This window comes from Stenotrophomonas sp. GD03654, from assembly GCF_029845105.1.
Classification (GTDB): domain Bacteria; phylum Pseudomonadota; class Gammaproteobacteria; order Xanthomonadales; family Xanthomonadaceae; genus Stenotrophomonas; species Stenotrophomonas africana.
The window spans coordinates 115,193-131,591 of record NZ_JAOCLC010000001.1 but is presented as its reverse complement, the minus strand read 5'-3'; the positions used below and the strand labels follow the sequence as shown (position 1 = coordinate 131,591).

Here is a 16,399-nt window from a genome sequence, read left to right as displayed (position 1 = left end):
TTCACCGATGAATGAAGCAATGTGCGGTCAGTCCAGATGAGGCTCTTGCCGGAGTCGCTGCAATTGAGCAGGATAAAATTCAGCGAAGTGGCATTGCAGCGGCTGCAACAAGCGCGCTGGATCGGGTTTCATCTACCTCGGGATCTGTAATTTCTATTGAGGGGCCTTGGGGAAGTGGAAAGACATCAGCTCTTGCAATGATGGAACATCTGATCCGGATAGCCCAAATGTCTTTCAGCTTCAGTGGGGCCTTCTGGCCGACTAGCTTTCCTTTGTTCCAGCGCTCGAAGGGTTGAGGTGTGCGAAAAGTTACCCTGGCCAACTCTTGGTAGAGGGATTGGCCAGCGTTCGCCTAGCTTGAGAAGCTGGGCGTGATGCGACTCATAGCAAGCATTGCGCCTATCGGCGCGGCGATTGAGGCTGCCGCTGGGTCCGATTACCCACTGGCTTGTTAGCCGGACCCTGCGGCCCTAAGATCTAGTTGAGTATTGAACTTGAGGCCCAAGCCTAACCGGGCCGCATACCTATTTGGGTCCGGTCGCACGCCGGCTCGTTAGCCGGACCCAGTCGCCGTAAAAACAAATTGATTGAAAGAAAATAGTCGTCAGCCGCTGCTTTGTGAGCAAGTCGTATCGCCGGATCCAAGGGTCCGTCTATTGGGTAATTGGAGTGCTTTATGGACCTAAAGGAATTTGTAAGGGAAACCCTTGTGCAGATTGCCACAGGCGTCAAGGATGCACAGATTGACGTGCGCGCCTTGGGTGGCATTGTCAATCCGGCAACTCAGAATCCTTTGAAGGGCGGCAATTCCTATTTCTCCTCGGTCGACGATCTACACCACGTCTTCCTAGTCGACTTTGATGTTGCGGTTTCTGTCGCAGAGAATGCCGGGACAAACGCTCAAGCCAAGCTCAATGTCGCCACTATCCTTTCGCTTGGAGCGGGAGGTCAGTCTGCCAACTCCAGTGCTGCTACCAACCGCCTCACTTTCAAGGTTCCTCTTGCGCTACCGCTTGATGAGCCGTCACATACAAAGCTCTCAGGAGAGATTGCCGCGGACCGAGCAAGAGTGCGTGATGCCTTGGGCTACTAGGGCGACCTTTAACAATTCATTCAAGTCGAAGCCGCTTCGCTGCTCGGCTTAAGGAGTTAAGCCCCTATGCCCGCCGTGCTGATCGTCGGTACAAGCCATGAATTTCAGCGTGCCACTCCCAATGTTCCCCCTGATGTCATCGATGCTTTTCGCGACTATCTGCGGCAGGTGATTGTCACAAAGGATGTAGTTCTAATTGCTGAAGAGATGAGCAGTGCTGGTCTGGCTGAGAATGGCTTGGCGCAGTCCGTGGCCCAACACATTGCGGGTGAGCTCGGCATCGCTCATGACTTGGCTGACCCATCGCCTGAAGACAGGGAGCGGCTAGGCATTCAACAGCGCAATGAAATTGAGCTTGCCGGATTTTTCGCTGGCATAGACCCTGATGAGGTCGAGGCCCAAGTTCGTCGTTCGTATGACATCCGCGAAAATTTTTGGGTTTCAAGATTAGTAGGTTCGAATCACTTCCCGGTTGTCTTCATTTGCGGCGCGTCTCACGTGAACACGTTCCGGGACAAGTTGCTGGCACTAGGCCATGATGTTGTCATATTGGCTGACAACTGGGTGCCTGATGACGGGCCTAGCGATTCATTCAAGCGGAACTCGCTTCGCTGATCTTGGTAATTCAAAGGTCGATCGACCGCTCCTGGCCGGAAGCGGACGTCCTTAAGCCAAGCGGCTGCTACGGCAGCGTCATCATGTTTTACAGTGGCCGGCCCCAGCGCCTGCCGCTAGCGCCACAGCTAATCATGGCGCTCCGTTTTCGGTGATCGCAATGAGGGTATCTTGGAATGCCGACCTAGCCAGCTATAGAGTGTCGTCTAGCTTGCTGCCATGCTCGACGACGAGCGCCAGGCTGTACCGTCGATTGGAGTCGAGGGGCAGAGAATAGTATGCGGCTCGATCAAAGTGACGACAGTGAGCGATCTTCGCTACCTTGAATGGATGAACTTCTAGACGGGGTTTCGCAAGCAGTGCTCATGATGTCCGCGCCCTATCGATCAAACTATTGCGCCATAGAGTACACATCCTGCTCGAGAGTGTGAGTGCCGTCATGCGGAGCAGTGCCGTTGGGGTGGTTGAGTTCGGCGCGCTCGACGGAGCTTTGTTCGTCAGCACTGGCGCCCGCCTCAAAGGGCACCCTTTTCATCTTAGAGGATCAGACGTCCATGGTGTCTACTGAACCCGCCATGTAATACTTCACGGCAGGTGCGCCCATACGCAAAGCGCTGGAGGTGAATGGAATGCTAACTGTATATCTGGATAGTCAAGACTTCTCGCATTTTTCCACGAAGCACAAGGATCACGCAAAGTATGCTTCGCTAAAGTGGGAGCTGCTCCAGCTGAAGAAGGATGGGAATGTCAGATTTGTATTCAGTGATGTCCATGTTTACGAGGTTTTTCCTAAGGACGCTTCTGCGACAGCAGAAGGTCTTGACCGCATCCGCACAATAGCGGATTTTTGCGGAAGTGAAAGCATGCCGTCATTTACATCTTTGATTGAGTATGAAGTTCGTTCCGTTGTATCTAAATCAACAGGCGGTGAGGCGCCGGTCATTTCCAATAATTGGTTCCCCGACCTGGGTATCGCTGGTACGCCCATGGAGCGGGCCCCCAGTCCGCCGAACAGGAAGGAGCGGCGGGCCATGGAAAGCCAGGTGCGAAAAAATAGCAGCCCTCTGGCCGCTGAGTTTCGTAGAAACTATCCGTTCTTCAAAGACTCAAATGTTCTAATTAGGTACTACGGACATGATGTAGAGTGGTGTGACGTCGTAGCGATGATTGAGAGGAGCATACAAGACATCACGTCCTTTGCGACCTGGCTTGCATGCTCCAAGGATGCCAATCTGAATCTTCCAGAAATATTGCGTGGCGGCTATGTTTCTTACGTGGCGGCTGTAACAGCTATCAGGGAAGAAGTGGCAAGGCAAGTCGTCGCCATTGAGGGCGCAGAACAGAGGAATGAACTGGCAGAGGCAATTGGTAGCGGGCTCGATAAATCGCTTGTGGAGCTACGGGCTTCAATAGCGCATAGCCTCATGGATGAACTTGGAGAATACGACGGTTCCGTGATTGTCGATGACTCAATGCCGTCCTTCGATTCTCTATTGCGCTATTTGGCGGAACTGCTGCGCCGATCATCTCAATTATCCACTCCTCGCAAGCCTATAGGGAGCGACTTTGCGGATGCCTTGCACGTCTCTTATCTGCCCAGAGTAGACATTTTCCGAACAGACGCGGCTGCTGCCAATGCACTGGCGCACATCTATCCGGCGCGGAAGAATGACGTCGTGGCGGATGTCTTCAAACTTCCCGATATCATCAGAACTAGGGTTGGCGCTGAAAGCCGCTAGTTTGAGGCCAAGAGGATGGTCGATTGCAGGCGCAAAACCGAGCGAGCCGTGGCGGCTCGCAACACTGAGTAGGCGGAAGAGCAGGGCGCCTTCATTCTGCGCCGGGCATTTTTATCGTATAATATTAACAGCTTGGCCTGGCATTACATACCCACACCTTTCTAAGGCGGAATATGGATACCCGACCCATTGGTCATTCGACGAGTGAGCAAGCCGCCTTTATCATCTTGTCAAGGGTGGACTTGGCAAGTGTTCTCGAAAATTCTGCTGAGGAAGTTCCGGTTTATTTTAGGGAGTTTAATGGCCTAGGAGAGTACTGTGCTGAGAAAAAACTGGCCGTGAAGGAACTTCCTGGCATATCCTCCAGTGATGCGATGCTCGTTTCTGGTTACTTCAACGGATGTCTAGGATTATTCGTTGATTTTGTTTGGGCGAGCGCCGCCAGCAATAGATACAGGGATGCGGTAAAGGCAAAGTGGGAGTTGCGGGATCCGGGTCGGACTCTTCCGTCCAATCTGCACGCAGATCATATAGTAAACCGGGGGTCTTTGAAGGACTTGCAAGCTGCAGGCTTCGATCCTTGGGTCATGCTGTTTGAGGTTCCGTGGAGCGCAAACGTCGGCTTCGGAGGCAGAGTGGAGAGAGGGCGAGACCAGATAGCAATTACTGAATCCCGCATCAACCTTAACGGCCTACTGCTCTACAAACTCTTCGCAACAGATTTTCCGAAATCCCAAGATGATTTCCACAAGACTTTAGAGAATATTGGGGGGCAAATTAATCATGAGGGCTGGCTTAAAAAGGTAAAAGAGGAAATGGCGCCATATATGCCTGGTAAGATCTAACAATACATTTAAGCCCACGCTGTTGCGGTTCGGGTCAATCAAAGGAATTGTGAGCGGCCTCTACTGGCCGGAAGCGCGCGCTGGGTTTGTTGGCAGGGATCTGCGCTGTCAAGGGAAACTACTCTGGCCTGATCTCATGACAAGCCCACTCAGCTAGTCCCCGGCAAGCCAAAAACAAGCCATCCACAACCCCCTCATCCAGATGCCGCTCCGGCTCCGCTGCCACTCGGCAGCGGTCTGCCGCGTGCAACAGCTCCAGCACCGTCAGCGCCCCGACCATCGCGCGCTCGCTCCGCGCCAGGCTCACGCGGCGGCCGGGTGACACATCGGTTTCTGGCCACGGATGCCCATCAGCCCCCTCGCAACCGCGCATGCGCTTGAGGATGCCGAGCAGGGAGTTCAGGTCGGGCAGGGGAGTGTCGTCGTTGATGGGCTCAACAACGGTGTACGAGGAAAAGGTGTCGGATTCGTTCATGGCGTCGGCTTCCGTGGCTGTGCTTAACAGCGCCACCGCGTAGCGAGGTGGCGGACGATGCGTGGCTGCAAACCGGAAGAAGCGATGTCATAAACCGGCGGGCCCGAGGGCCCCCACGCACCGCCCGCCATACAGGCCGACGGATTGCCCGCCGGCACCGGTTAAGGACGGTGCCGACGGGCAAGCGCAAACTACAGACATCGCTTTCTTCGGGTTTGCAGACCCGACCACCCTTTGTCGGTGGCGCGCCATGGTGTTTACGCTGCTGCTTCGAATGCCAATAGAAATTCGCGAAGGAATCGCGGAATCCGAGAGCGAAGGACTATTGTTGCACGCACCATTCGTGCAGCACGCGACGCCATAAGACGCATTCGCGCAGCTGCTATGCTGATGGCGAATCAAAGTGGCGCAATCGCCCACGCCACAAGCGAATAGCGCGACGGCTTCCTTTGCAACAGTTCCTAGTCCGCCTCGCCAAGCAACGGCGCGCGATCAGCCGCACATCCCGAAAAGCGGTTCAAAGCCGACACCGTTAGCAAGCTCGTAGCTTCAATCAACGGCATCGTCAGCATGCCCCGCATTCCCCACCAACAACTCAATCATCGCCCGCGCCGCAGCCGACTGCCGCCGATGCGGCGCATAGATCACCGAGAACGGGCGCGATCTCCCGCGCAGCTGCGGCAGCACTTCCACCAGCTGCCGACGCTGCAACCGCTCGCGCACGATGAACGCATAGCTCTGGCAAATCCCGATCCCCTGTTCGGCCAGCGACACCACGCCCAGCACATCGTCGGAGGTCTCGATGGACGAACGCGGCAGCCAGTCCACGTCGCGCCCGTCGTCGCGAAAGATCCACGGCGCCAACCGCCCGGTACGCGGCATCACGAAGGGCAGGCACAGGTGCTGCTGCAGGTCGTCCAGCGTCTGTGGCGTGCCGCGGCGCTGCAGGTAGTCCGGCGCGGCCACCAGCAGCAGCGGCGCGTCCTCCAGCTTTCGCGCCACCAGCCCGCTGTCCGGCAGCTGGCCCAGGCGGATGGCCAGGTCGAAGCCTTCGGCCACCAGGTCCACGTTGCGGTTGGTGATGTTCAGTTCCACCTGTACCTGCGGGTATTGCTGCGCAAAGCGCGCCAACACGGGCGGCAGCCGGTAGTGGCCGTAGGTGGTGGGCACGCTCAGGCGCACGCGGCCGGCCAGCGCACCGTCCTGGGCCAGTACGTCGCGCTCGGCGTCGTCCAGCAGGCCGAAGGCGGTGCGCACCTGTTCCAGATAGAGCCGCCCGGCGTCGGTCAGGCCCACGCGGCGGGTGGTCCGTTGCAGCAGCTGCCGGCCCAGCCGTGCTTCCAGGCGGGTGACCGCGCGGCTCAGCACCGAGGGCGTGGTGGACAGCGCCACCGCGCCGGCGGTGAACGAGCCGTGCTCGACCACCGCCAGGAACACCTCCACATCGCCCAGGTAGTCGAACTTGCGGCTCATTTGGCTCTCCGGGGAACAGATGTTTTGCGATGTGACCAATTTATCGCCGCTGGGGCGATGAATAAAGTGGCCGCCATTCCCCGATAGGAGCTCCCCATGAACCTGATGACCCGACTGGCCGCAGGGCTGGCCCTGACCCTGGCTGCCACCGGCGCGCATGCCGCCAACGTGCTGGTGGTGCTGTCCGACGAAAACCATCTGGACCTGAAGGACGGCAAGGTGCTGTCCACCGGCTTCTATCTCAACGAGCTGATGCAGCCGGTCAAGCTGCTGCTGGACGCGGGCCACGAGGTGACCTTCGCCACGCCGCAGGGGCGGGCGCCGACGGTAGATGCGTCCTCGGTGACGGCGGCGTACTTCGGCAACGATGCCGCGCAGCTGACGCTGCACAAGGATCTGCTGGAGAAACTGGCGCTGACCTCGCCGACGGCCTCGCCGGTGGTCAGCCTGGCGCGCGTCGAGCAGCAGGGTTACGCGCGTTTCGATGCGGTCTACATTCCCGGTGGCCACGCGCCCATGCAGGACCTGCTGAAGAGCCCGGCGCTGGGCCGGCTGCTGGCCGACTTCCACCTACGCAACAAGACCACCGCGCTGGTCTGCCACGGGCCGATCGCGCTGCTGTCCACGCTGCCGGATGCGGGTAGCTTTGTGGCGAAGCTGGAGGCGGGTGCGACGCCGGCCACGCCGAAGTGGATCTACAGCGGCTACCAGATGACGGTGATCAGCAACCAGGAAGAAGAGCAGGCCAAGCCGCTGCTGGGCGGCGGCGAGATGAAGTTCTACCCGCAGACGGCGTTGCAGCGGGCGGGGGCGCGGTTCAGCAGCAATGCCACGCCATGGACCGGGCATGTGGTGCTGGACCGCGAGCTGATTACCGGGCAAAACCCGGCTTCGGCGCTGGAAGTGGGGCAGCGGTTGGTGGAGCGGTTGAAGTAAGGCGGGCTCTGCATCGCAAGCGGCGCCGTGGCACCATGGCGGACTGGCCCCGTCCTTATCGGCGAGGCCGGTTTTCCAAGGAAGCCATTCAACACGACATGCGAACGTCCATCCGCTTCATTCTCTCCGCGCTGTGCCTTGGCCTGCTGTCTGGCTGTGCCAGTGGCCCGGAGGAGCACGCCTCAAGCCGCGAGATCACCAGTGCGTTCGTGGCCGACGACGGCCAGCTGTACCTGTTGCCGCGCTATGACGAGCCGATGCGCTTCAATGCCGCGCCGTTCCGCGAGTACCGGGCACTGATGGACAGCCCGCTGCGCGATGCGGTGGCCTGCGCGCAGATGTACTTCCATGAGGATTGGCGCGACCCGGCCAACAAGGCCAAGGTGCATGGCAGCTATGCGCTGCTGCTGCGGCCGGAGCAGGTGACGCCGGAACAGGCCGCGCAGATCAAGCTGGAGCGGATTGAAGTGCTCCCGCGCGAGGCGAAGTATGTGGATGAGCGTGCGCGCTACTACCTGCCGCAGGACCGGAGCCGCTACGCGTTGGCGTTTGACCGTGCCTGCAATCTTTCCAAGAAGGGTGGCAGCTATTACAGCGCGCTGTTCGAGGGCGACGGCGAGCGGGTGAAGTTGCCGGATGCTACGGCGCTGGCGGAGAAGGGGAAGCTGGCACAGCCGATCAATGCGCGGGCGCAGCGGATCCTGCCGGAGAGGGAGGACAAGCCGGGTGTGGGTTCGGCGGCGGGCAAGGTGCTGGGCGCGGCGTTGACCCCTGTGGCGGTGCCGGTGTTTGTGTTGAGCCTGCCGTTTTTGGGGCCGGATCATTGGAAGTGAAAAGGCGTTGAGGGAGAGTCATCCACGTGTGGCGTGGATCTACTTGGGCATCGCCTGAACGTTCATCCCGGAGATCTGTATGCCCAGCACGCTGGAAACTGTTCTGAAGACCGCAGGTTTCATTGTCCTTGCGGCGCTTCCGTTGGTGATCCTCTGGTTCATCCTTCGGCGAATGTCGGCAACTGCTCGCTCGTCCGTGAAAACGGGGCTGCGTTTGGATCCCCCTCGCCGGATCTCCGGTACATCCATGACATTGGTGATGGTGGATGGCAAAGAGGATCGGGAGCACTACTTCTTTGATGCGGAGTCCTTTTATCTGCGGCGTGGGCCGGTGCCCACGGCAGTTCCGCTTTCGCAGATCACCTCAGTAACTCGAACGTCCGACGTCATCTATGCGCGCTATGTCTGGCAGGTATGCTTCAGCAGAGCATCGGGTAGAAAGTGCGTGACGTTCACTAACAACCTTTCGCTGTTCAACCGCGATTTTCTGCTCTTTCTGGAGGCGGTGCGGAAGGCCAATCCGCTCGCGACCGTTGAGCGAGCGAGTCCGTTCTTCTGATTGTGCGGCGATATCAATAGCGCCGATTGGCAAGCAGAGGGACCAGGAGGGCGGGTTGTTGTGAATGATTTCGCGCGTGTCTTACACACTCAGCCCATGCTGGCGGCACGGATCTGGATATCCTGCTGCACGCGCTGATCTTCCAGCTGCTGCTCCAGCTGGTTGGCGATGGCGCGCTGATGCGCTTCGCGGCTGACGGCGTCGAACTGCTGCATTGATTCTTCGACCGAGGTCTGTGCGGCCAGTTCGGTCGGCATTGCGGCGCGCTGGTGTGCGGGGTCGCTGGGCTCGCCCTGGACCACGAACAGAGTATGACCGGCGGGTTTGTCTGCGGTGGCGTTGCTCAGCAGTACGTGGTCGACGCGGTCCAGGTCGTTGTCCTTGGCCAGCACCAGCAGGCTGGCGGTCATGCGCTCGCTGGCTTCGTCGAAGGTGCGACCGTGTTTGGCGTCCAGCGCCGCTACGCCTTCGCGCACCTGTTGATAGAGCGCATGATCGGGATGCTCGGGCTGGGTAGGCAGCAGGGGCGCGGGCGGCGCTTCGGGTTCCTGGATCGTTGCGCTTGAGGGTGATGCCGCCGGTGCCTCCACGGGTGGTGGCGTGTAGGGGGGCTCGTGCTGCGAGACTTGGGTCGCCGCGTCTGTCATCAGCGGGGGCGCAGCGGGCTCGGCTCTCGCGAGTGTGGCTGGAGCGTCTGACTCCGGCTGGACCGGCGCCGACTTCGCTTCGGCTTCGTGGAGGCGGGCAGTAGCCGGCGCGGCTTCAGCCACTTCGGTCTGGATTGACGGGGCCGGGGAGTGTGGGTCAGTTGCAACGGGCTCCTGCGCAGGAGCCGGGTGCCCGATATCCGGCGTCGGTAGCGCACTCACTTCTGGCTGCGCGGGAGATCGCTCAGCGGAGGGAATGTCGGGTGACGGCACAGGAGCTGCCGGCATCGGGTGCGCAGGAGGATTTGCCTCGGTATGCGCTTGCCGCTCGCTTGACTCATCCGGTGCAGGTTGCGTTGCAGCGGTCGCGATCGGCTCCCGTCGTGGTGCTTCGCGGCGAGCCGGTTCCTGCACGGATCCCACACGATCCGAAGGCGTCGGCGCTGCAGGCGCAGGAGCGCGATGCTCCTGTACCAAGGGTGATGTGTTGGGCGACAGTGCAGCGCGTTCAGCGCTGTGCGCATCGATCACGGCTTGTGGCGTCAGCCGTTCTTCGGCGTGCTCTCCGCGAACCTCAGCCACGGCAGCGGCGGCCATCTGCTGCACCTGCGGTGCAGCGACGCCAAGTCGATTGGCTTCCTGCATGGCCTGTTCGTGGGCATCGCGCTCGTTGGCGGTCAATGCCTCGATACTGCGTTCGTGGGCGCTGGGTACGGGCGCCTCCATCTGTTGGATGGCCCGGATCTGCGGGTAGGTACTGTTCAACTCGTCGCGGATGTTGCCCTCGGCCAGCGAATCGTAGATCCAGCCGTCATGCAGCCACTCACCATCGCCCTGATGCTGATAGGTGCGTCCGTCGGAGGCGAGTACGTGATCGGGATGCTCACGGGCCCAGATCACTTCATCAGGAATAGCTCCGTACTGGGACCAGCCCTGTGCGGTGTAGGCCTCCTCATACTGCTTGGCAAAGGCCGCCGAGCTTCGGGCGGCGTTGAAGGCCATGATGCCCTGTGCGGCGTCATCAAGCTGGGCTGCCTTGGTTGCGTCGGCTACCTCTACAGTGGTGTTCTTGATGCCGTGTTCGAGGACCTGATGGACGACCTCGCGCCGCCATTCGCTGGTTTCCGGATTGCGCTCCCAGGAGCGTGGCAGTGCGCTGGGTGTATCGCTGGCATCGCCGGCAATGCTGAAGGGATTGATCGGTTGATCCGGCGCGGACAGCCGCAGCCCGACGGCCCGGCTTGAGGCCTGGTAGTTCAGTTGCTGGGTCAATTCGGCGTCGGCCGTGAGCAGTGTAGTCGCGCCGTAGATAGGGCGATCGGCCAGGGTGCCGACGGTGCCTATGATCTCCCGCTCGCTGTGCGTCCAGCCCTTTTCGGGATGCGCCGGGTCAAACGTCCAGACCCTGCCGGTGCCGTCGGCCTGGTTGTTGATCTGGTATTTCTCGATCCAATCGATGATCTCACTGCCACCCCAGGCGCCTAAACCGCCACCAATGATGCCGGTGACAATGGCGCCAGGGCCGGACTCGATGCCCAGCAGCGTACCGACCTTGGCGCCCACTGCCGCGCCGGTCCAACCGCCGACGCTGCGTGCTCCGAGGTCCAGCAGCGCGGCTTCCGCGCCCGTCCGGTTGTCGCGCGCGTACAGGTCGGCAATCTTTGTTCCTTCCGTCGCGGCTTCAACGACCGTCGCTGCGGCGCCACCGATGACGGCGCCCCGCACCATGTTTGGACGCACGCGGATGGTGTGGTCGATGACGCGTGCTTCCTGGATGTTGGGTGTAATGCCTTCAACAACCTTGAGCGTTGCGCGCTCATCGAAAACGGCTGCCGCTGTTGGTGGACTGACCTTGTCGTTGAGGGGCAGGGTGTCCCCAAGCTCGGCGTGCCAGCGGCCTTGTGCGCGCCAGCCATCGCGCAATGATTGGGTGATTCGAGGGTCTTTCAGCCGAGCTTCGCGTTCGGCTTCCAGCGCTGCGCCCGGTAGGCGGGTATCGCTATGGCTGTCGTAGACCTGAGCGCCTTCGCGTCCGTAGAGCCGAATCTGGATGCCGGTCTCGGCCTGGACCTTGTCCAGATTGCCGGGCAGGGCATCGTAAACGTGTTTGCGTACATCTTCGGGGACGTAGCGGCCGAAGCCTTCGTCGTCCAGCTTGTCAGTAAACCTTCGGTCGACACCAAGCTCGCTTTCCAACCGATGTGCGACAACTCCCCGAATCTCCACTTCGTAGCCCTTGGCCTGGAGATTCTTGATCAGATTAACTGCGGCGTCGCCATTTCCTAGTGTCGTATCGAGGATGAGATTCCTGTGGCCCTCGACTGCCAGGGATCGCAGCTCTTTTGCCCATTGGCTGGCATCGCTGTGAGTATGCCCTGACCAGGTGTATGGGTGCTGCTGGACAAGCTGCGGAGCGTCACGGTGCATCTCCCGCAGCGCGTCGGGATCGATGGGAATGGCATCACCAGCAAGCTCTCGAATCGCAGCACCGGCAACCCCGCTCTTACCTGCGCCTGGCTGTCCAGCGAGTACAATTGCCTTGGGGTGCTCCTGAGGAGTGGTACTGTCCAGACCACTATGGGGAAGCACCTTCTCCGTAAACACCTGCGCATGCGCCTGGGGCGCGAGGCTCCAATCGGCTGAACTCAACGCTCTAGCTCCTGAAAATAGGAGTACATCGACTCATCTCCTATCCATTGGCTTTGTAGGCGCGCCCTAAGCATTAACCGTTCTTTTTCAAGTGCATTGGCAATATCCTGGGGATTCCCAGCCGCTTCAGCAGCGGCAAGCTCACTCCGTGCCTCCATGATGAACGTTCCGAGCCTGCCCTCCAATGCGGAGATCGCGTCGTCGAACGGCATTAAAGGAATCTGTCGTGATCGTTCGGCTGATCGATTCAGTACTTCCTGCAGTCGTTCGATATGTTCCGGATAGTCCTTGAGCATTTCCCGGAGTTTGGCTGGAACGGGCGGAGAGGAAAGGGTCAAGATTGTCACCTTTTGGGCAGATCCACGTAGATTCGAGAATATCCCCACATGCCTTGGTGGGTCCAATACTATTTGCGACAACGTATAGGCAAATGGGTTGTGTCGATTTGGCCCGCGAATCAGATCATTGGGTCGCCATTCCTCGTGGGCTGGAGGAATGTACGGCAATGCGCATTCATAATCCCAATGGGGCGAACGGATGCCCGCAAACAGGAAGGAAGCCTGCGCCATGACGAACATGCCAACCCAGCTCACGACCGACTTCGATGCGGTGCTCGACCGTGGTGGCATTGCCCAGGCGCGGCGGCTGTTGGCCCCGCAGCTTGCACGCGGGTGCGCCGAAGCGTTGTTCCTCTCTTCTTCGATGCCTGTAGGGGAGGACGACGCACATGCCGAGGCGGACAGCTTCGCGACCCTCAAGCAGGCCGCAGAGAAGGGCTATATCCCGGCAATCCATGCGGTAGGGCTGTGCCTGCTGACCGGTGACCGCGTCGAGCAGGACGTCATGCGGGCGGCCGCGCATTTTGAACGGGCATCGGAGGCCGGCTATCCGTCGGCCATGTCCGAGTTTGGCCTGGCGCTGTTCCATGGCAAGGGTGTCGCCAGCGACGTGCCGCGTGCGGTGTACCTGATCCGTGCTTCGGCGCAGGGTGGGAATGAGTACGCGAGGGAGTTCCTACTCGCGTACTCGTTGGACGTGGGCACGTAGGAGGAGGGTGCGGCGGCCGGTAGCGCTACACTGGCGGCCTACCTCCGACGGAAGCTCGCCCATGTTCAGTGGAAAGGTTGCGGTGGTCACCGGCTCCACCAGCGGTATTGGCCTTGGCATCGCCACCGCGCTGGCCCGGCAAGGGGCCGACATCGTGTTGAACGGCTTCGGCGATGCGGCGGAGATCGAACGCATCCGTACTGGACTGGAAGCCGAGTTCGGCGTGCGGGTGGCGCATGACAGCGCTGACCTGTCCAAGGGCGAAGCGGTGCGCGGGATGATCGAACACGCCGTCGCGAAGATGGGCCGCATCGACATCCTGGTGAACAACGCGGGCATCCAGCACACCGCGTCGATCGAGGAATTCCCGGTCGAGAAGTGGGATGCGATCCTGGCGCTGAACCTGTCGGCGGTGTTCCATGCAACGGCAGCGGCCTTGCCGCACATGAAGCAGCAGGGCGCTGGCCGCATCATCAACATTGCATCGGTGCATGGGCTGGTGGGCTCGGTGAACAAGTCCGCCTATGTGGCGGCCAAGCATGGCGTGGTGGGGTTCACCAAGGTGACCGCGCTGGAGAATGCGGGCACCGGCATCACCGCCAATGCCATCTGCCCCGGCTGGGTGCGAACCGCGCTGGTCGAGCAACAGATCACCGCGTTGGCGCAGAAGGAAGGCACGGATCAGGAGACCGCCGCCCGCGCGCTGCTGGCCGAGAAGCAGCCTTCGCTGCAGTTCGTGACGCCCGAGCAGCTGGGCGAGATGGTCGTGTTCCTGGCCTCGGACGCGGCGGCGCAGATCACCGGCACTGCGCTGCCGGTGGATGGGGGTTGGACGGCGCGCTAGCTGGCTGGCTGCGCCTTACGCTGCAGCATCGGCAGCGCCACCAGCGTGGCCAGGATGGTGAACAACACCAGCGACGAGCCGACCGTGCCAAAGCCCAGACCACCCTTTTCCAGCGGCTTGGTGAGCAGGTCGCCGAAGGTGGCGCCGAACGGGCGGGTGAGCACGAAGGCGATCCAGAACAGGATGACCCGGTTGATGCCCTTGATGCGGCTGGCCAGCGCGGTGAGCGCGATGAGGCTGCCGATCAGCAGTGCGCCGCCGGTGAAGCCGAGCCCGGAATCGTCGGCGAGGAAATCACCCAGCGCGGTGCCGAGCGTGTTGGAGAACAGCACGGCGGTCCAGTAGAAGCCTTCGGCGCGGCGCGATGCGACGTTGCTGACCGAGATCGACTTTTCCGACAGCCGCCAGGCCAGCAGCACCAGCGCCAGGCAACCGGCCAGCAGGCTGGCGCCAGTGGCGTAGCCCAAGCCCAGCGTGCGGTCGAGCAGGTCGGATATCGTCGTGCCGGCGGTGCTGGTGGCCAGCACCACCGACCAGAACAGCACCGGGTGGAAGCGCCGTGCCGACAACTGCATGCCCAGCAGGCCGGCGAAGATCGTCAGCAGAATGGCCGAGCTGGCCACGTAGCCCAGGTTGAGTGTCATCGACAGCAGGTCGCCCGCAGTCTCGCCGAGCGTGGTGGCGGCGATCTTCATCACCCAGAAGCCGAGGGTGACCGCCGCCACTTTGCTGTGCAGGGAATCTGCGTCTGAAGCACGCATCGAACGTCGCCAGGGGAGCCTGTGGGCGATGCTGTGGCGGGCGGCGTCGGAGTGCAGTCGTAACCGGGTTCGGTGAGGGTGAGCGTGGGGGCGGCGTTCAGCCGGCGATGGCGGGGGCCGAAAGACGTGCCAGCAGGGCATCCCAGTCGGACACGAAGCAGCCGTTGTGGCCGCGGTTGCATTCGGTGATCCAGGCGTCCAGCGATTCGCTCTGTGCGCGGTAGTCGCTGACATCGCCCAGCACGGCGAAGTGCAGGCGGTAGTTCACCAGCATCTGCAGCCATTGCCCGGCCATGCCGGAGCGCAGCTCGAAGAATTCTGGAGAGAGGCGCTGCACCGGCACGGCAATCCACTCGGCCTGATGCCCGAGGGCATCGCCGACCAGATCGCGCAGGCCGTCGGCATCGAGTGCGGGGCCCCGCGGCGCGATGCGCAGGAGGCGGGTGGTGCCGAGGTGTTCAATGGAATCATTCATGCTGGAGGTTCTGCAGTTGACGCAGCCGGGCGAGGATGTCTTCGCGCAGGCCGGGGATGTAGTGATAGGCGTCTGCGAGCAGGGTGACGTCCGCCGTCGGGACGAGCCGTTTCATGCGTTCGGCGGCGGCAGGGGCGTCGATGAGGGCATCACGCGCGCCCATGACAAGGGCTGCCGGCGGATGCAACGTAGCCAGGCGCTCGTCGCTGATGCGGGGAATGCGCAGCGGACGTGGCCGAACCTCGGCACGGATCAATGCCAGCAGGTCGAGCAGCGGCTGCGCACGTGCAGGTGCATGCAGTGGCGCGGGACCCATGACCGCGCGGCGCAGGCGCTCGCGTCCCCATCGGCCAAGCAGCAACAGTGGCAGCGCCTTGAGCAGGAATGCACGCTGGCGCCCGATACCCGAGGGGCTGACCAGGACCAGTGCGTTGACCCGGGCAGGCCTTCGCAGCGCGTAGTCCAGTGCCAGGAAGCCGCCGAACGACAGGCCCACGAATGCTGCGCTTTCCACGCCAAGTGCGTCGAGGACATCATCCAGCCATTGCGCATGCGCATCGCTGTCCAGCGCAGGTTGCGTGCCTTCGCTGAGGCCCGGTTCGCCAATGATGTCGACGGCATGCACGCGGTAGAACTCGCTCCAACGTTCGGCATCGAACATCCAGCTGGCGGCATTGCTGAGGGTGCCATGCAGCAGCACCAGGGCAGGGCCGTGTTCCGGGCCGCAGCTGACCACAAATGTCGAACCGGCGCGGGTGGCGAGATGGTGCGATTCGTGGGGTACCGGCCAGTCCGAAAGCACCTGGCGATAGGCGGCAAGTACGTGCTGCGTAGGAATGCCGGGGCGCTGCCGCTTCATGCGCTGCGGTCCTGCAGCAGGCGCTGCAGGCTGACCAGCAGCGCTGCGGAACCCGCCAGGCCACCGATCACGATCAGCTTGAGCACATCGTGCTCAGGCGAATAGATCGTCTCCATGCGCAGCGGCTCATCGTCGGCCTCGCGGCCGGTGACGCGCGCATGCAGGGCACGGACCAGGTCGGCGGCACGTGCCGCACCGCATCCTGGAATATCCACCACTGTGGTCAGCTGTGGGCGCGCAGCGGAGGGCTCACGCACGGTGCCGGTGAACACGTCGAGGTCTTCAGCGGTGATGCGATAGGACTTGCCGATGCGGGTCGCGCGCAGTTGGCCGCTACGGATATGCCGCAGGACGGTTTTGGGGTGCAGGCTGAGCTGCTGGGCAGCCTGATCGACGGTTAGCAACGCGGGGGACATATCGGAACTCGAGAACCATGTGCTCCCTATTGTTCCATGAAATGCAATGTGCGGGAGCGATTGGGGATTGCGCGGCGGCGGCGACAGGGGGCCATCTGCCCGGTGCCGCTCGCGCGGGCCAACCCTCCCGACG

The 16,399-nt window shown here is 61.4% G+C and carries 17 protein-coding genes; 9 read left to right on the top strand and 8 right to left on the bottom strand.

The features are described from left to right. Positions 1–676 precede the first annotated feature (676 nt). The 4 genes from N5J73_RS00620 (at position 677) to N5J73_RS00605 (ending at position 4,292) form a co-directional block, all read left to right on the top strand. On the top strand, positions 677–1,093 hold the full coding sequence (locus N5J73_RS00620; protein WP_049451515.1) for a hypothetical protein: 417 nt from the start codon (positions 677–679) through the stop codon (positions 1,091–1,093). 66 nt (positions 1,094–1,159) lie between these two features. Next, positions 1,160–1,708: a hypothetical protein gene (locus N5J73_RS00615; protein ID WP_164078530.1), complete on the top strand. Its 549-nt coding sequence runs from the start codon at positions 1,160–1,162 to the stop codon at positions 1,706–1,708. Between the two features lie 629 nt (positions 1,709–2,337). Next, positions 2,338–3,447: a hypothetical protein gene (locus N5J73_RS00610; RefSeq protein WP_152906704.1), complete on the top strand. Its 1,110-nt coding sequence runs from the start codon at positions 2,338–2,340 to the stop codon at positions 3,445–3,447. A gap of 173 nt (positions 3,448–3,620) precedes the next feature. Further along, positions 3,621–4,292: a hypothetical protein gene (locus tag N5J73_RS00605; protein WP_152906705.1), complete on the top strand. Its 672-nt coding sequence runs from the start codon at positions 3,621–3,623 to the stop codon at positions 4,290–4,292. Positions 4,293–4,410: 118 nt separating this feature from the next. Here N5J73_RS00605 and N5J73_RS00600 read toward each other — a convergent pair whose 3' ends face one another. Together N5J73_RS00600 and N5J73_RS00595 are read right to left on the bottom strand one after the other, a co-directional pair. Further along, entirely contained in the window at positions 4,411–4,767 is a 357-nt protein-coding gene (locus tag N5J73_RS00600) for a hypothetical protein (protein ID WP_049447881.1), read from the bottom strand. A 549-nt stretch (positions 4,768–5,316) separates the two neighbouring features. After that, the gene (locus N5J73_RS00595; protein WP_049447882.1) at positions 5,317–6,240 is read right to left on the bottom strand and encodes a LysR family transcriptional regulator; all 924 of its coding nucleotides are present in this window, start codon (positions 6,238–6,240) and stop codon (positions 5,317–5,319) included. 96 nt (positions 6,241–6,336) lie between these two features. Between N5J73_RS00595 and N5J73_RS00590 the strand changes: the two genes are divergently transcribed. From N5J73_RS00590 to N5J73_RS00580, 3 genes are all read left to right on the top strand, one after another. Beyond that, a complete protein-coding gene (locus N5J73_RS00590; protein WP_049447883.1) occupies positions 6,337–7,176 on the top strand; it encodes a type 1 glutamine amidotransferase domain-containing protein in 840 nt (279 codons plus the stop codon). A gap of 98 nt (positions 7,177–7,274) precedes the next feature. Further along, positions 7,275–8,009 carry a hypothetical protein gene (locus N5J73_RS00585; RefSeq protein WP_049447884.1) on the top strand — a complete coding sequence of 245 codons (735 nt, stop codon included), beginning with the start codon at positions 7,275–7,277 and terminating at the stop codon, positions 8,007–8,009. 79 nt (positions 8,010–8,088) lie between these two features. Then, the gene (locus N5J73_RS00580; RefSeq protein ID WP_239508853.1) at positions 8,089–8,568 is read left to right on the top strand and encodes a hypothetical protein; all 480 of its coding nucleotides are present in this window, start codon (positions 8,089–8,091) and stop codon (positions 8,566–8,568) included. 89 nt (positions 8,569–8,657) lie between these two features. On the opposite strand, the gene N5J73_RS00575 is transcribed toward N5J73_RS00580, so the two are convergent. Together N5J73_RS00575 and N5J73_RS00570 are read right to left on the bottom strand one after the other, a co-directional pair. Further along, positions 8,658–11,864 carry a zeta toxin family protein gene (locus N5J73_RS00575; protein ID WP_049451513.1) on the bottom strand — a complete coding sequence of 1,069 codons (3,207 nt, stop codon included), beginning with the start codon at positions 11,862–11,864 and terminating at the stop codon, positions 8,658–8,660. After that, the gene (locus N5J73_RS00570) at positions 11,861–12,442 is read right to left on the bottom strand and encodes a hypothetical protein (protein WP_160314183.1); all 582 of its coding nucleotides are present in this window, start codon (positions 12,440–12,442) and stop codon (positions 11,861–11,863) included. Before N5J73_RS00570 ends, N5J73_RS00575 begins: the two co-directional genes overlap by 4 nt. Between N5J73_RS00570 and N5J73_RS00565 the strand changes: the two genes are divergently transcribed. Continuing rightward, a complete protein-coding gene (locus tag N5J73_RS00565) occupies positions 12,432–12,911 on the top strand; it encodes an SEL1-like repeat protein (protein ID WP_049449684.1) in 480 nt (159 codons plus the stop codon). The two genes, N5J73_RS00570 and N5J73_RS00565, sit on opposite strands and share 11 nt — an antisense overlap. 61 nt (positions 12,912–12,972) lie before the next feature. Further along, entirely contained in the window at positions 12,973–13,755 is a 783-nt protein-coding gene (locus N5J73_RS00560) for a 3-hydroxybutyrate dehydrogenase (RefSeq protein ID WP_164078532.1), read from the top strand. Here N5J73_RS00560 and N5J73_RS00555 read toward each other — a convergent pair. The 4 genes from N5J73_RS00555 to N5J73_RS00540 all read right to left on the bottom strand — a co-directional run bounded on the left by N5J73_RS00555 (position 13,752) and on the right by N5J73_RS00540 (position 16,266). Beyond that, the gene (locus N5J73_RS00555; RefSeq protein ID WP_049449678.1) at positions 13,752–14,516 is read right to left on the bottom strand and encodes a membrane protein; all 765 of its coding nucleotides are present in this window, start codon (positions 14,514–14,516) and stop codon (positions 13,752–13,754) included. The two genes, N5J73_RS00560 and N5J73_RS00555, sit on opposite strands and share 4 nt — an antisense overlap. Positions 14,517–14,613: 97 nt before the next feature. Beyond that, complete coding sequence (locus N5J73_RS00550; RefSeq protein ID WP_049449676.1) at positions 14,614–14,991, bottom strand: DUF4180 domain-containing protein; 378 nt, start codon at positions 14,989–14,991, stop codon at positions 14,614–14,616. Then, complete coding sequence (locus N5J73_RS00545) at positions 14,984–15,850, bottom strand: alpha/beta fold hydrolase (protein WP_164078533.1); 867 nt, start codon at positions 15,848–15,850, stop codon at positions 14,984–14,986. Before N5J73_RS00545 ends, N5J73_RS00550 begins: the two co-directional genes overlap by 8 nt. Beyond that, a complete protein-coding gene (locus N5J73_RS00540) occupies positions 15,847–16,266 on the bottom strand; it encodes a helix-turn-helix domain-containing protein (protein WP_043397067.1) in 420 nt (139 codons plus the stop codon). The genes N5J73_RS00545 and N5J73_RS00540 overlap by 4 nt, the downstream gene beginning before the upstream one ends. Between the last annotated feature and the right edge of the window lie 133 nt (positions 16,267–16,399).